Source organism: Marinobacter sp. CP1, assembly GCF_001266795.1.
In the GTDB taxonomy this organism is placed as follows: domain Bacteria; phylum Pseudomonadota; class Gammaproteobacteria; order Pseudomonadales; family Oleiphilaceae; genus Marinobacter; species Marinobacter flavimaris.
This window is the reverse complement of record NZ_CP011929.1, coordinates 2543031-2558481: the sequence shown is the minus strand read 5'-3', so window position 1 is coordinate 2558481 and position 15451 is coordinate 2543031. Positions and strand designations below refer to the sequence as shown.

At 58.4% G+C, this 15451-nt stretch carries 14 protein-coding genes; 1 reads left to right on the top strand and 13 read right to left on the bottom strand.

Translation table 11 applies throughout. The features are described from left to right. Positions 1 to 13: 13 nt before the first annotated feature. Genes ACP86_RS11810 through ACP86_RS11795 form a run of 4 tightly spaced genes read right to left on the bottom strand, consistent with a single transcriptional unit; the run spans position 14 to position 4984 of the window. Positions 14 to 1423, bottom strand: coding sequence for a hypothetical protein (locus ACP86_RS11810; RefSeq protein WP_053114004.1), 1410 nt, complete (start codon positions 1421 to 1423; stop codon positions 14 to 16). A gap of 31 nt (positions 1424 to 1454) precedes the next feature. Further along, positions 1455 to 2303 (bottom strand): outer membrane lipoprotein-sorting protein, encoded by an 849-nt coding sequence (locus ACP86_RS11805; protein ID WP_053114002.1) that lies wholly within the window; start codon positions 2301 to 2303, stop codon positions 1455 to 1457. Then, complete coding sequence (locus ACP86_RS11800) at positions 2300 to 4762, bottom strand: efflux RND transporter permease subunit (RefSeq protein ID WP_053114001.1); 2463 nt, start codon at positions 4760 to 4762, stop codon at positions 2300 to 2302. Before ACP86_RS11800 ends, ACP86_RS11805 begins: the two co-directional genes overlap by 4 nt. An 18-nt stretch (positions 4763 to 4780) precedes the next feature. Then, positions 4781 to 4984 (bottom strand): DUF2892 domain-containing protein, encoded by a 204-nt coding sequence (locus ACP86_RS11795; RefSeq protein WP_053113999.1) that lies wholly within the window; start codon positions 4982 to 4984, stop codon positions 4781 to 4783. Positions 4985 to 5208: 224 nt separating this feature from the next. Between ACP86_RS11795 and ACP86_RS11790 the strand changes: the two genes are divergently transcribed. Next, positions 5209 to 5514 (top strand): ArsR/SmtB family transcription factor, encoded by a 306-nt coding sequence (locus tag ACP86_RS11790; RefSeq protein ID WP_008170014.1) that lies wholly within the window; start codon positions 5209 to 5211, stop codon positions 5512 to 5514. 43 nt (positions 5515 to 5557) lie between these two features. Here the strand turns inward: ACP86_RS11790 and ACP86_RS11785 are convergent, their stop codons facing one another. The 9 genes from ACP86_RS11785 to ACP86_RS11745 form a co-directional block, all read right to left on the bottom strand. Further along, positions 5558 to 5911, bottom strand: a complete 354-nt coding sequence (locus tag ACP86_RS11785) for a c-type cytochrome (RefSeq protein ID WP_053113997.1) — start codon at positions 5909 to 5911, stop codon at positions 5558 to 5560. Continuing rightward, positions 5908 to 6222: a hypothetical protein gene (locus ACP86_RS11780; RefSeq protein WP_053113995.1), complete on the bottom strand. Its 315-nt coding sequence runs from the start codon at positions 6220 to 6222 to the stop codon at positions 5908 to 5910. The genes ACP86_RS11785 and ACP86_RS11780 overlap by 4 nt, the downstream gene beginning before the upstream one ends. 12 nt (positions 6223 to 6234) lie before the next feature. After that, the gene (locus ACP86_RS11775; protein WP_227507704.1) at positions 6235 to 7305 is read right to left on the bottom strand and encodes a porin; all 1071 of its coding nucleotides are present in this window, start codon (positions 7303 to 7305) and stop codon (positions 6235 to 6237) included. Positions 7306 to 7731: 426 nt separating this feature from the next. Beyond that, a complete protein-coding gene (locus ACP86_RS11770; RefSeq protein WP_053113994.1) occupies positions 7732 to 8400 on the bottom strand; it encodes a methyltransferase family protein in 669 nt (222 codons plus the stop codon). A gap of 141 nt (positions 8401 to 8541) precedes the next feature. Next, positions 8542 to 10917 carry a xylulose 5-phosphate 3-epimerase gene (locus ACP86_RS11765; RefSeq protein WP_053113992.1) on the bottom strand — a complete coding sequence of 792 codons (2376 nt, stop codon included), beginning with the start codon at positions 10915 to 10917 and terminating at the stop codon, positions 8542 to 8544. Positions 10918 to 11014: 97 nt separating this feature from the next. Further along, the gene (locus ACP86_RS11760) at positions 11015 to 12370 is read right to left on the bottom strand and encodes an MBL fold metallo-hydrolase (protein WP_053113990.1); all 1356 of its coding nucleotides are present in this window, start codon (positions 12368 to 12370) and stop codon (positions 11015 to 11017) included. Beyond that, positions 12367 to 13287, bottom strand: a complete 921-nt coding sequence (locus ACP86_RS11755; RefSeq protein ID WP_008171255.1) for a ribose-phosphate diphosphokinase — start codon at positions 13285 to 13287, stop codon at positions 12367 to 12369. Before ACP86_RS11755 ends, ACP86_RS11760 begins: the two co-directional genes overlap by 4 nt. Further along, positions 13284 to 14798: a thymidine phosphorylase family protein gene (locus ACP86_RS11750; RefSeq protein ID WP_053113988.1), complete on the bottom strand. Its 1515-nt coding sequence runs from the start codon at positions 14796 to 14798 to the stop codon at positions 13284 to 13286. The genes ACP86_RS11755 and ACP86_RS11750 overlap by 4 nt, the downstream gene beginning before the upstream one ends. A gap of 46 nt (positions 14799 to 14844) precedes the next feature. Beyond that, the gene (locus tag ACP86_RS11745) at positions 14845 to 15303 is read right to left on the bottom strand and encodes a hypothetical protein (protein ID WP_008171259.1); all 459 of its coding nucleotides are present in this window, start codon (positions 15301 to 15303) and stop codon (positions 14845 to 14847) included. Positions 15304 to 15451: the final 148 nt, after the last annotated feature.

Below are 15451 nucleotides of genomic sequence, written 5' to 3'. Positions count from 1 at the left end.
ACATCTAACCTTTTCAGAACCCATAGCGTACCCCCAGATACAGGTTATTGTTGTCCTCAAACTGACCGAAGAAGGTTTCCTCCTGGGCGCCGAAAAACAGGTTTCCGCCGGCTTCAACAGAGAGATGGTCATCAACCTGATAGCCCACCCGGGGGCGCAGGTACGCGTCCCGGTCCGAGGGCGAGTAGAACAGGAACAACGACCACTCCAGATTCTGGCTGTGTGTCAGCCATGTCAGCCGCTGGGTGAGGACGTGGCGATTCTCGTCCCGCACCGGGGCACCCGGGGGCAAGGCCCGCCGGTAGGCCTCAAACTCGCCCATGCGCTCAAGGTAGTATTGCAGGCCCAGGGTCAGGTTACGGGCAATTTCCTGCTCATAGCCGAGCAGCAGGCGCAGCTCGCTGTTGCGCACCGTGGGATCGTCGCCATCGCGGTCGGCGCGGGAATCGTAATAGCCCAGCTCGACGTTGCCGATGCCGGGCCCCACCGGCCCGCGCAGGCTGGCGCCGAGCACCGACAGCGGAGGAAACCTGGCCCGACCGCTGGCCGGATCAGCCCCGGCCGGGCTCTTCCAGAAGCCGTCGTAGCCGTAGAGCGCGACCTCGTAGGCGCCAAGGTTACGGTACAGCCGGGCGGCCCACTCGTCGTCTTCGAACGCGTCCGCCGGGCGGCCCGCCAGTACAACCGCATTGCGCCCGGTCAGCCGCCCTTGCCCTGTGTTGAAGAAAGAGAGACGGCGGCCGTCGATGAAGCGATCCGCGTCAAACCGGGGGGTGTAGACAAGGTCAAGATTGGCCCAGCTGGAAAAAGCCGAGACCTTCAGCGCGTCCGAGGGCGCCTTGAGGTACTCCACATCGCGGCCGATAAAAAACGAGACCCAGTCCTTGGGAAACAGATCGTTGATGAACACCAGGTCGCCGGTTCCCCAGGTTAGTATCTGGCGCCCCAGCTTGACATCGGTGTCCGCGCTCGGCGAAAACACCAGGCTGGCCTCGCGCAGGTCGAAGGCGCCCTCACCCGATTCCAGGTCCACCGACCGATCATCGTCCAGGTCGTCATAGAGAAAATCGCCGGTAAGGCGCAGCGTTACTCCCTTGAAATACTTCTCCGCCTCGAGCTGCAACCGGGTTTCGGCGATGGAGAGATCGCGCTGGTGAGGATCATCGCCCAGCCGGGTTCCGCCGCGGGCCTCCCAGAAGCCGCGCAGACGAAATGGCAGCGCCGCCGCAGCCGATCGGTCGGTGGTCTGTTCTGCTCCGGTCTCACCCCCGAGGCCCGCTGGCAGGGCCGGTTCTGCGGTATCACTGGCTGGCGCACCCAGCCCCTCCGGCAGCTCGGGCGCGGCCGCCCATAGCGCCCCGGGCGCTGCACCGAGACCGATACCCGCCAGCAACATGCCCCAGAGCAGGCTTCTGGTGTTCATCCACGCCCTCCTGCCCTCAGTGCACCGGTGGTCACTGCAAGTACTCCCTCGGTGCCCGGCGCAGATACCGCTCCGAAAACACGTCTTCCGGCAGGCTCAGGTCATAGTCAATGCCAGTGTAGGTCAGCTCCGTGGTGCCGCCGCTGCGCAGGTTCTCCATCCTCGCCTTGACGACCGTGGGGTAACCCTGCACCTTCTCCACCGCCAGCGCGGTGTAACGCCGGTAGAGGTTGCCACTGTCGTCGACATACTCGGTGCGAACCGGCAGGAACGACTGCTTGTGAATATAGACATCGTAGTAGGCGAACTCAACCTCCCCGGGCCTCTTGGGTTTGTTGCGCACTACGTAGTAGTTGTCCGTGGTTTCAATCAGCTCATGGCTGTCGGCATCAATACTGCGCCCGGAGATATCCTCGTAAAAGAAATCCGAGCCAACGAAGCTGGTGCGTTTGTCGGAAGCGGCAATTCGCTTAACCAGATCCAGCGCCGGCAGGTACAGCCAACGGTCGTCGTCCCGGTCCTGGTGTTTCCACACCAGCAGCGTCATCTGGCTCACATCCGCCGGCCGCCGGAAATAGACATAGTACTTCTGCTCGCCACGATAGGCGCTCCCCTCAATGGCATCTGTCTCCGGGCCGTCCCGCCGCAAAATGGTAAGCTCGCGACTGCGGGTACGGCCCTGGCGGTCGGTGATGCTCATGGCGACCCTGGCGCGGCCATCACGGCCCTGAAAGTAGGAGACCATATTGGCACGGTTGACAATGCGCTCCACCGAGGGCGCAGCGCCGGCATCCTGGGCCAGGGCAATGGGCGTGATGCCCAGAGCGATCACCACCAGGGCCAGCTTTTGGAACAGGGTAACAGGCCAGTATCTACTCATTGCACGCCTTCCTCTTGGTTTTGCGGATTCGGGGCGGCCCTGCGGGCACCGGGAAACAGCCATCGTTGCAGCAGGGTTACCAGTGCCGGCAGGATCAGCAGTGTGCTCAGGCCGGCGGTCAACAGAATGGCCGCGATAAATACCCCCACCGTCTGGTAGGGCACGAGCGGTGCGGCCAGCAGCGGCAGGAAACCAACGCCAAGCACGATGGCGTTGCGGGTTATCGCCCGTGCCGGCTCGCCGAACATCGGCGCCACCGAGCGACGCCAGGAGCCTGTCTCAGCCTGGGTGGCGCGGGCGCGGGCCAGGAAGTGGATGGCGTAGTCCACGGCGAGTCCCAGACTCAGGGCGCTCAGCACGGCGACCGGCATATCGTAGTTCTTGCCGATGATACCGATCAGACCGTAGATGGCCCCGATGGTCACAGTCAGGGGAATCATGCACAACAGTCCCCAGAGCAAAGAGCGGAACAATAAGGCCATCAGCAGGAGCACGACCACGAAACTGCCGAACAGGGCCATGGCCATGCCGCTGACCATTTTGTCCTGCCAGACCACATTGATATAGTTAAGACCAAACCAGCGTGCCTGGATCGACGCAGGCGGAGGGTTGGCCGCGATGAAGTCGTCGAGCGCCTGAACCACCCGGCTCATATCCCGGTTGTCGCCACTGGTAAGCTGAACCCAGATGCTGGCACGGCGGTAGTCGGGGGTAACGAAGTGCCAGAGATCCTGGGGGCGGTGGCCATTCTGGTAGGTGAGCAGGGTCTGCGCAACCGCCGCCGGACTGTCCGGAATGCGAAAGGCTCCGGCATCGCCGCCCAGCAGTTCGCGGTGAACGGTTTTGACCAGATCGGCGACGGAGTTGGACTTGCCGACCACGCCGGTCTCGCCCAGCCGCTGCTGCAACCTGGCGATGTAGCGCAGGACTTCGGGGCGTTTGAAGATCTGGTTGTCCTGGGCCGCGTTATCCCCCTCCGGAACCAGCGCCAGATAGGCCATGTAGGTGCCGCCGAAATGTTCGTTGAGCACCCGGTCTGCCACCCGGATGGGGTGCTCGGGCTCGAACCACTTGACCGGGTTATCGTTGATGCGGATCAGGCTGATGCCATAACCGGCGGCCACCACCACGACCATGGTAACCACCAGCACCGCCCTGGCGTGGCTGACCACGCCCTCGCCGAGGCGACGCAGCCAGCGCCCCATGACCGTATCCTGGTCCGGGTCCCCGGCGGCGTGACCGAAGCCGGTGAGCCGCCGCTCCGGCATCAGCATGATGTAAGCCGGAATGAAGGTCACCGTGCACAACCAGGCCAGGAACACACCAATCGCGATAAAGATGCCGAACACCTGAACGGGCGGGATCGGGGTGAGTGCCAGTGAGGCAAACCCCGCCATCGTCGTCAGGGTGGTGAACAGCATCGGTTTGAACAGTATCCCCATAACCTCCCGGATGGCCCGGTGGCGGTCACGATGCAGGGGATAGCGGTCGAAGAATTCCGAGAGGATATGCACCGCGTCCAGCACCGCAATGGGCATGATGAATACGGGGATCATCGAGCTCATGATGTGGACGGTGCTGCCGCTGATCACCAGCAGCGCCATGGTGCTCGCGGCCGCCACCATCGCCACGATCATCGCCGAGGTAATGAGCCGGATGTGGCGGAAGAACCACCACATCGCCAGGAAGATGACCAGCATTGCCAGTGGCGCCGAGATCGCCATCTGATAGAACATCTGCACACCGAACGTGTCCTCCGCCACGGGCAGCCCGGTGATGTAGACCTGATCGCCGGTATCCTTCCAGCCAGCGACTTTGTCAAGCAGGGCTTCGCGGACCCGGTAACTCATGTCCTTGCTGGTCAGCGGCAGGTAAAGGGCGACTGCCTTACCATCGGCGCTGACCAGGGTATTGTCGAACAGCGGAATGCGTTGCGCCCGCTCAAGAATAGCGAGCGCCTGGTTGCGGGTATCCGGCGGCTCTGGCATGAGCCAGCTGAAACGAACCGAGCCGACCCCCTCTTGCTCAATGTTGTCGACCCGCGAGAGCGCGAGCATATCCTCCTCAACCACGCCCTCCTGCCGGCCCGGGTTGTCCGGATCGGGCCACCTGAGCGTACTGGCATACTCCGTCAGCTCATAGATGCGCCGCAGCGAACCGACATTGAATACCCCGTCAGGGTTGCTTTCGTTGACCACACCCACCACGACCATGTCATAAAGCGAGAATTGCTCCTTCATGTCGTCGTGGAAAACGCGCACGGGTTCGTCGGAAGAGAGCATGTTCTCGGGGTCGGTATCGATGGTCAGCGGATTAAGCAGACCAAACCGCTCGGGCCAGACGCTTGGCAGCGCCGCCAGCGCCACCAGCGCCAGCGTGGCAACCACCATGGCCCAAACGGTCAGTCGAGGACGGTCAGTGGCGAACTGTAGCCACGAACTCTCGGTGTTTTCAGACATTTACAGTGCCTCCGCAAGTCAGTCGAAGGCGGCGCCGGGCTTCTTGCCCAGGGCCTTGAGGATCTTCGCCAGAGGGCAGAATCCGCTGAAGGCAGCCTGCAGCATGTTGGCGCCCACAAACGCGGTGAACCACAACCAGTAAGGTGAGTGGAGCTGGGAGAGAGCCAGACTTACAAGAATGAAAGATCCTGCGAAGGCGAGTACAAGGCGGTCGATAGACATATGCCCCTCCTGTTATAGTAGCGCGTTCCGGCACTTTCAGCAGATTGCGCACTGCGCTGGCTGCACTGAAAGCACCCGTACACAATACCTGGCATGGCCACGTGCCGGACCATGGAGAGCCGGGGCCTGCCAGACGACGACGGGCAACACTTGACTACCTGGCCAAGAGCAGCCGATCATCTGAACCAAGCCTAACATGTTCACGATTGCAGAGCTATGAATGTATGAATAAAAATCAGATGTCGGAAGCGGCGGATCAGGCCACCAATCTGCTAAAGGCCCTCTCCGGGCGGAGCCGGCTGATGATCCTCTGCCAACTGGTCGACGGCGAGCAGGCGGTGAGCGAACTTGCGGATGCACTGGAGATGCGCCAGGCGGCCGTCTCCCAGCAACTCGCCCTGCTGCGCAAGGACGGCCTGGTATCTGCGCGCCGCGAAGCGCGGACCATACACTACTCCCTGGCGGGAGAGGAGGCGCGCCGGATCATAGAAGTTCTGTATGAGCTGTTCTGCGATAACGACGCATGCTAAGAAGTAGGGCAACAAGGAGTTTCGAGTTGCCCTACTTCAACTACTAATTGCTGGCAAAGGCCTGGCGCATGTATTGAACGATGGCTCCCGCCTGCTCCTTGGTCAATGAGCTGATGCCACCCTTGGCGGGCATCGCCATGGATGAGCCGGGGCTCTTGAAACCCTCCATGATATTGGTAACCAATACATCGTCACTCTTGGTCAGCCGGCCATCGCTCTTTGTGAAGTCAGGAACGCCGGGCAGCTTGCCCTTTCCGTCTGCGCCATGGCAGGCAACGCAGGTGGAGTTATAGAGCTTTTCGCCGGCTTCCACGCTGTCCGCCTGAGCCGCGGCTCCGCCTGAGTAGGCAAAGCTCCCGGCGACCAGGCTGGCGACCAGAAAAGATGATCGTTTCATTTATTCTCCCCCTTATTATCTGCCGGATCATTGGCTTTCTGGAGGAAGGTCAGGATATCCCTTGTTTCCTGCCCGGTTAAGCCCGCTCGGATGCGCATGTGAAGCACGGTTGGCTCCCAGACATCGTCACGGAACTCGGCCGGGTCGCGCATGTTATGGCACCGTGCGCAGCTGTCAGCCCATGACTGGGCGCCCCGGACGAACGCCATGGGGTCGTCGGCGTCCTGGGCAGCGGCTGAACCTGCGCCACCGATGAAAAGCGCGGCCATGAGTGCAGCATTGCTGATGAGGTTGCGGTTCATTAGTTTCATGTTAATACCCTCTTAAAAGCCGTAAGCCAACTGAATGTTGAAGCGCTCGTCATCGTCGATAGCGTTGTCGTCGTAATCGTCCACGGTGTAGGCCGCCTTGATGATAACGTGGTTTGCGAACAGGTAATTCACCCCAACGGACCACTGGGAGCGGTTTCCATCGGCATTCGGGGTGTCCAGGTCACCTATGCGGGCAACACCTTCCCACTTGGTATCCGGCAGCCGGTAGGCCGCCTGCGCATACCAGGCTGTAAAGTCAAGTTCCCCGGTCACCTCACCATCAGCAATTGTGCTGCCGGCTTCGCTTCCCACGGTCTGCTGGATGAATTCACCGCGCAGCTGCAGGGTGTCAAGGTTGTAAACGGCGTCCGCACCCAGAACGGTGTAGTCACGGTCCGGCTCTCCCGCCGCCAGCTCAGACACTGCGTGCCCCTCGGCCACGCCGACCTTGCCCAGGGCGCCGGACAGGCCCAGCTCCAGGGCGGGCACTGGCAGGAAGCCTATGCGGCCACCGTAGACAAAATTGCCATCGGCATTCGATGAAGCAGCTTCGGTTTCCATTTCCAGCTCAACCTCATCACCATGCCCATCGACAAGCAGCGTCGGGCCGTTAGAGGTAAAAAGCGCATAGTTGGCGCGCATCGACCCGCTCAACGGGATGCCGCCACGCAACTGAACACCCAGATCAGAGAGCGGGGCCGCGCCCCCGTGACCAAAGCCCACGGGCGCGGTCGGCAGCTTGTTGATCCAGCTTGGGTGGATATTCTGGCGGAACTGGCCGATCGGGCTCAGGAACTTGCCCGCCACCAGTGCCATGTAATCGTTCAGGATAAGATCGATGGTCGCATATTCTGTTGCGATTTCGGTTTCACCGTCTGCATTCGTCTCGATTTCAAGTTCGCCTTCAAACAGCACCCTGTCGGAAAACTGAAAATGAAAGATCGGCGCAAATCGTGCTGCCGTAAAACCGTCTTCCTGTCGATCAGAGCCCGCTATGGCATCAACGTTGGCGTATCCGGCCATGTGCAGCTTGGACAGCGTATCGAGGTTGTTGCTCTTTACATCCTCCCGCAGTGCCGCCATCTGCGACTCAAGGTTGGCAATTTTTGACTAAGTATCTTCGTTTGCGATTGCAGTCCCGCTGGCGAGTACGGAGGCCGCAAGCGACAGCTTGATAAAATGGAGTTTTTTCATAGGTGCACCCTTCTGGGTTAGATGAAGAGACGTATATAGCTGTTCCGGAAAAGGCTTTCGAATAAAGCCATCGATCCAAAACATTAACAATTAGACACCCTTGACCTGAAACGAAACTGAAATTGTCAGTCGTGCCGCCCTTATCTTGATGCAAGTCAGTTTTTACAATGGCCGGATATCATGAGATTGAGCCAGCACCGTATGTGGGGGCGCCACGCAGTATAGTCAGACACCCGGGAATGATCGCTCCTGTACGCCGTCTCAACGGAATCGAGCCTGATGCGAACCAGTCGACCGGCAAAACCAATACCTGCGTCACACCGTATCATTTTCACTACTATTTCGTGACGCAGCGGCGAGCTGCCGCCACCGCCCCCAGCGGGGGATGAACATCGGCACCTGCCGCTGGTAGGCACGGTACTCCTCACCGAACTCCTTGAGCACCTGCCGTTCCTCACGCCGAGCCAGCCATGTGTAGACAAGCACGATCACCGGAAAAAGGCCGACCGAGAACAGCGTCGGCCAGTGCACCACACCTTCTCCAAACAGAGCGATGAATAGCCCCGTATACTGCGGATGCCGCACATACGCATACAAGCCGTCTTTCACCAAACGGTTTTCACCTCGCGCCTTGTGGACCTGACGCCACCCCTGAATAAAGAGGCCGATCCCGGTGAACGCGAGCGCATAGCCGAGCAACATTGAGACCAACATCCCGGTTTCGCCCAGCCCTACCAGGGTCGACCACAAGCTGGCGCTGACATACTCACTGTCGAGGCCAAAAAAACGCACCAACAGATAAATAGTGAGCGGAAAACCGTACATTTCCGCATAAAGCGCAATGATGAAGGCCTGCACCACTCCGGCGCCGGCCCATTCCCGCCAGTTTTTCGGCGCGAAATAACGGTAAAAGAACCAGGACACCAGAACGATAACGATCAGTGTGATGCCCCAGGCCCCAGCGTGATTGAACGATTCATTCATAGCATGATTGACCTGTATGTGGGGCGGCTAGCTGAATCGGTTGCCGCCCGGATTGTTTTAGTGTGAGAATCAGTACGGTGATCACCAACGCTTTACTTTTCCCCGTAAAGACTGTTGTAAGTCGATCCTCGCGCTCCATCGCTACAATGTCGCCTTATCAGCGCCTGAGGAGCCACTTTTTGACAGGATCGCCTGCACTATCGAATGGGCATCACATTTGTTGGCCTGCAGCAGCCCCGATGTATCCAGGGTGCCACCATGGTTTTCATAGCCAAACGCCAGCGTCCGGTCGGGCCCGAGATCGAGAGGACGGCAGATTCCCAGCAAGGCCTCTGGGCGCATATGGCAGACGAACACTCTGAGTTTTGTATCGTGGGGAAACAGCTCGGCCCTGTAAGAAGTACCAGACTGATGTCCTGACTCGATTGGATCCCGGGGACTCCGGAATCGACCGGGCTCGAGAAGGCAGACCACACCACTCGAAAGCCCTCTCTGAGCCAGCGCTTCGGCAACCTCAAGGCAAACCCGGAGTTGATAGGCGCCGACAGCGATCAACTGCACATCACCGGCTTCACCAAGAGCGATGGCACCATCCCGGAGCAATTGCACAGCCTGACGGCCGTCAAAAACGGCAGGCAGTTTTGCCTTGGGAACCGTCATGGCCCAGAACTGCCCCTGGGTTCGAAAACACTCGTTAAGGCACGCCACAGCACTATTGCAGTCGGGAGGATAGACAACGCGGGCAGTGTCACTCATTTCTCCCATCAGGACTTCGCCGAAGGCCGGGTCCTGATGAGACTGCTCGTTCTTGCCGTTTTCCCAGAGGTGCGACGTCGCAATGACCGGCACGGATAACCATCGGGCGGGCCGACCGAGACTTTTCTGGTGTCGCGCAAAAATAATTTCCTGCCGAAGAGCGCCAATCATTTTCATGGCAAACGCTTCGTAGGACACCACCAGATTCATACCTCCCTTATTACCCAGAGCGGCGCTGACAACGGCCTCCTCATTCAGGGCTGTGATTACCGAGCCGTGAAGGGATTCCGCAAGGCCGGGCTCGGGCGTCAGGGTGCGATGCTTCAGAAGGTCAAGCGACTGGTTCATCTGATTACTACGCAATTCATCCGGGTTCCCCAGGCGAATACGAAGCGCCGGGTTGGCCTTTACAAGGGCAACAAACTGCCGATCAATCGCAACCATGGGCGACTCTGATACCGCCGTTTGCAACCAGACCGGTTCGGGCACAGTTTGCAGCTTGACGTCACGACAGCTCAGCGGATGATCCTTTTCCGCAGGCCGATCGTCTGCCCGGTGAGTTGCCAGCACGTCGCGGGCGCCGTGAATCTCGATCTCGGGCACAAACAAACGGGCAATGGATTCGTTAAAGTGCCTGCGCGAGACCTCATCAAATCTCGGTATTGCCGGAAGCGGGGTACCATGCGCCGCGTTTGAGCCAGCACCATAGAAACCATAGCCTTTGACCGTCTCGGCAATCAGATAGGGGAGCTTTACAGGGTACCTCATGTGGCCGGCGCTGACCTGTTCGCTGCACGCCTGAAGCCTCGATTCGGCCTCGAAGATGCCCCAGATAAAGGCCGCAGGATCGCGGCCATCAATGAGTATGGGGTAAAAGCCATTGAGTTCCAGGTGTTGCCGGAACCAGTCCGTGCCTCCTTGCAGAAAGATGGTTGACCGTTGATCAATGCGGCGCCCGTTAGCAATCATCACCGGGGTCACCAGGCCACAGTCCTCGGCTCGCCACCAGCGGCTTGCCCAGTCGCTGCCCCGCTGCTCCTCAAATGCCCCATCACTGAGAAACGCGACCAGACGCTCCCCCGGCAGCGGCATATGGGTGTATTGCAGTTCCGCAAAGCCCAGGTATCCGCCCTCGATCAGCCCGCCGGCAGTGTGGGGGTTGACGTGACTGCCCAGGGGAACCCCCGGTGTGCCATCCGGAGTGACGGCGTAGCTGTAAAAGTCACTCACCAGCCGGGACAGCCCCGCCTCGTCGAGCGTGTACCGATCCTGCTGTTCTGGATGCAGATTGCCGAGCAGTATGTTGACGCTTTCGATAGCCGCCACACAGTGCCCCTGCCCCATCAGCCAGCTACGGGTCAGCCCCGCCAACGCGTTGGCGGCCGTGTAGCCAAGATAGGCAGGCACCATGTTCAGCGAACCACCGGTATGCCCCTGAGGATTTTCCTTGAAGTCATCCGCCGCCAGCGGCTGTCCGGACAGGTCCACTCTGCTGGCATAAGTCATGTGGGCTACCAGCCACATGGCCGCGTTGGTGAGGGTGTCTGCAGCCTCGAAAATAATCAGGGCATCGTCGAGCGAGTCATAACGCCCGGCACAAACGAGTTCCTGGCACAGGTCGAACACGCGCACCTGGGTCAAATCGGTATGTTCGATCACCCCGCGCCCTTTTGCCCAGTTGGCAAACTGGGGGTAACGCTGCCGGTATTGGGCAGCACGCTGCTGGATTCGATGTGAATCCTCAATGGAATAGCCGTTCATGATCTCTCCCTGATAACTCTACTGACGTTAATGGTGGCCTACTAGAAATCCTCGCCGTAAATATCCGGATTACCCCGGGTATTTGCCCGGTCTCACATCAAAGACGCAAAATGGATTGGTAGCCTGCCACATCCACCTCAAACCGGGTGTTCTGACGCAAGTGATCCTTCATGGCCTCCAGCGCATCAGGGTCTCCATGAATCAAGTTGATCGGCGTTTCGGGGGCTAAGTCACTTTGAGCCAGCCACTGTTCGATCTCTGTGAAATCTCCATGTCCGGAAAGCCCACTCAACACCTCCAGCCGGGCCTTGACCGGAATCCAGTCGCCGTGGATCTTGATCCTTTCCGCTCCATTAACCATTTTGGCGCCTCGTGTCCCCCCTGCCTGATAACCGGCAAAGATAACGGTTGTGCGGTGCTGGCCGAGGAGACGCTTGAAGTGATGAAGAATGCGACCGCCCGTTGCCATACCGCTGCCTGCAATAATTACGTGCGGGTAGGCCTGATCAGCCAGCGCCTTGGAGTCCTGGACGCTGCGGCTATAATGAACGGTGCTGCACATTTCGTGGCATTCTGAACTGCTCAACCGATGCTGATCTTCGTAGCGGCAGTAAATCTCAGAAACATCAATCGCCATGGGGCTATCCAGATAAACTGGCAACCTTGGAATTCGTCCCGCCTTCATCAGGTCGGTGAGCATATGTTGCAAGACCTGCGCTCTGCCCACGGCAAAGGCTGGAATCAGTATATTGCCCCCTTTGTCGACCGTTTCGTTGACGATGTCCGCCAATTGTGACGGCAAATCCACGTCTTCGTGGCGACGATCGCCATATGTTGATTCCAGCATCAGCATGTCGAGTGCTGGCAGGGGTGCCGGTGGCCTCATGAAAATATCATTGAGGCGGCCCACATCGCCGGAAAAACCGACGCGTTTACCTTCCGCCTCGATGATGACACAGGCCGCCCCGAGAATGTGCCCGACCGGTCGCAGATGAAAGCGTATATCACCGAGCTGGATCACTTGGTGAAAGTCCACCGACTGAAACAGCTCCATGCAGGCTTCTGCATCCTCCTGATCATACAGGGGCTCCGGATTCTCATGCCTGCTCAGCTTATGGCGGCCGAGGTAATGTGCCTCCTCTTCCTGAAGATGGCCGCTATCGGCCAGCAATATGCTGCATAGCTCTCGGGTGGCATGATGGGTATAAACCGCCCCCCGGAAGCCCTGCTTGTACAACACGGGGATGTAGCCTGAATGATCCAGATGGGCATGGGTCAGAAGCACGGCATCCAGCGAGGCAATATCGAGCGGCAACGGTTGCCGGTTGCGCTTTCTCAGCCACTTGTACCCCTGAAACAGGCCGCAATCGACCAATACACGTGTCTGGCCGGTTTCAACCAGGAACTTGGAGCCGGTCACGGTTTCCGTGCCACCCAGAAATGTAATGTTCATCGGCGCTCATCCTCCACCTGATTGAGAAAATGCCTGACCGGCGGCACCAGCAACTCGCTGACATCGATCTCATTGCTGCTGTGTGGAACCGTGTTGGTGGTCACCAGCGTCTGCAGGCCGGTACCCAGAAGGTAGGTGTCCGAGGCCTCCGCAAAAATGCCATGCACCGCCGCACACAGGATGGCCTCCGTGCCTTGTGCCTTAAGTGCCCTGACACACTCGCCAATGGTGCGGCCGCTGGAAATAACGTCATCAATGATGACGGCTTTCCGGCCGTTATACGCCGAGATATCCGGCAAGGTGACTTCAACGCGCCGGTCACCCAGACGCTGCTTGGTGCCAATGACATAAGGATGGTTACTGGCCTGCGCGATACTTGATACCCATTGCTCACTTTCCGCGTCCGGACCTACCAGCAACAGACCGTTTTGCCCCCGTAGCCAATCCGCCAGCGCCGGTGCTCCCTGAACAACTTGCGTGGGTATGCTGTAGATTTCGTCAAGAGACTGGTACCTGTGCAAATGTGGATCAACGGTGATCAGCCAGTCGATATGTAAAGACAAAGACTGGGCAAACACCCTGGAAGTGACCGCCTCCCCTTCTTCGAAGCGTCGATCCTGGCGCATATAGCAAAGATAGGGCGCCACCAACCCAATCGACCTGGCACCGAGTTCCCGGAGAGTTTCAAAGAGAAACAGGAGAGCAAGGTATTTGGTGTCTGGATGCGTTAGGTCGGCCAATATTACGCAGTTCGCACCTTTGACTGATGTGAGCACACGTAAGTAGGACTCACCATCAGGGAACCTCCGCACCTCCAAACTTCCCGGCTCCAGATTGAGCCGATCACAAAGTTTTTCCCGTAATGGATGGGGAGCAAGGCTGAACAACACACTTTTTTCAGTAATGCCCACAATCATTCCTCTCGCTTTACAGTGAAGATTGCCGGCCCCATATCGTTAAACGCCAGCGCATAATCCTGCTGCCCCGGACTGTCACTGAGCAATTCATAGAGAGGCTCTCCCTTAGTGACTCTATCACCGACGGTCGCCAGTAGCCGCAGCCCTGCGGTAGAGCTGGCAGGTGCACCTGCCAGCTTGGCGACACGGGCAAGCCGACGATTGTCGATAGACACGATTGTTCCGGATTCCGAGCACAGAACTGGGCGCCTAAAACGGGCTTCACCTAAGCTCCTCTGCCCTCCCTGAGCCTCTATTATACGCTTGAACTGCCCCCAGGCAGAGCCGTTTTGAAGTAGTCGTTCTGCTTTGACCATCCCCTCTTTCACGCCACGACCATCAGCCAGATCGAACAAATGGCCAGCCAGCATGATGGCGCGGCTCCGTAGATCCTCCGGCGCACCCCGCTTTCCCTGCAACACGGCCAAAACATCACGGGCCTCCTCTGTCGGCCCGATCCCTGCACCAACCGGCTTGCTGCCGTCTGTCGCGATGCAGCGTACCTTCAGCCCACAGGCCGCCCCAACGCTTGTGAAAAGAGAGGCCAGCCGGTCGGCATCGCCGGGCGTTCGAACCTTGGCCGTCTCCCCCACCGGAATATCAATCACCGCATGGGTGGAACCGGCAGCAATCTTCTTGGACAGCACCGAGGCCACGAGCTGGCCCTCACCATCAAGGTCCAGCGCTCTCTCGATGCGAATCAACAGGTCATCAGCCGGGCTGAGGTTCATCGCCCCACCCCAGGCGAGACAGGCACCGGTTTCTCTGACCACACGGCGAATCTCGTTCAGCCCAAGCCTCACATTGGTCAGCGCTTCCATGGTGTCCGCTGTTCCCGCCGGTGAGGTGATGGCACGGGAGGAGGTTTTAGGCATTACTAAGCCTGCTGCGCTGACGATCGACACAACCAGCGGCGTGGTCCGGTTGCCCGGCAGGCCTCCAACACAGTGTTTGTCGAACACACGATCCACGCCTGGCCAATCGAGCTGTTGTCCGCAATTCACCATCGCCTGGGTCAAAGCAACAATCTCATCGAAACCTAATCTGCCACCCGCACAAGCGCTCAGGAAACAGGCTATTTCGACATCGCTGTATTTGTGTGCGGAGATATCGGAGACAATGCGGGCCATCTCAGCCGGAAGCAAGCTGTGTCCGAATACTTTCCGACGAACCAGACTCAAGGATTCGATATAGGGCGCATGATGTACTGAAACCAGGTCAGACTGAGCCACCCCGAGCCGCTCTATGGCGATATCTGAAAGCCCCGCATACCCCTTGGGAACCGTTTCATCAGACGAAATATTGAGAGTTGCGATGATGGAACGTCCCTGCGAGGAAATTCCCACCCTGGAACTGGCGGCGAATCCTTCTGAAAGGCACACATCACAATCACCACGCATGTAGACGACAGGCTCCTGATGAGTATTGATACCCATCTTGAAAACCCGTAACTGACTGGAAGACGCCACCATGTATCAACATCCTTTTCTGCGTCGAAGAATAATTTCAGTGTTCTGATCAGAGGTCGTTCATACGCCCTATCTGCCTGGCCAATCGCATAGCTTCGTTCTCTTCCATGGTTAGCAACGATTGCAGTAATTCTTTCGCCTCGGGAATCTCGGCTTTGTCGGCCATGGTGCGATAAAGGTCCTCTATCTGATCATGGAAATCGAATACTTCTCTGCATATGCCCTCAAAATCCAGCTGTGCGTAGGGCTCATCGCAGGTTCTGTGGGTCTTAATGGGATGGTGAGACAGGTAGTCGTAGACCCTTGTCTCCAATGCTTTGAAATCGCCCTGCGACTTGAATTCATTCACGATACGTTCCATTTCCGATTCATGGGTCGCCAGATAGTCCAGCAGCGCCCGTGCTCGCTCCTCTTCATTCTTCGTAGCGCAATGTGACATACACCTTGCAAGGTGAGCATGCAAATCCCGTGTCCAGCTAATAAGTTCTCCAAAGGTTTTGATGTCCATTTACCCGTTCCCCCTTGTTGTCATTAATCATGTCAGCAAACAGCAATTACCTACCACTTAAACTCATAAGCCTGAATTCACACTGAAAAACCCCAACAAAAGATGCAAAAAGAGTCGCTCAATAGCGTGGGCTTGATGAACATCAATT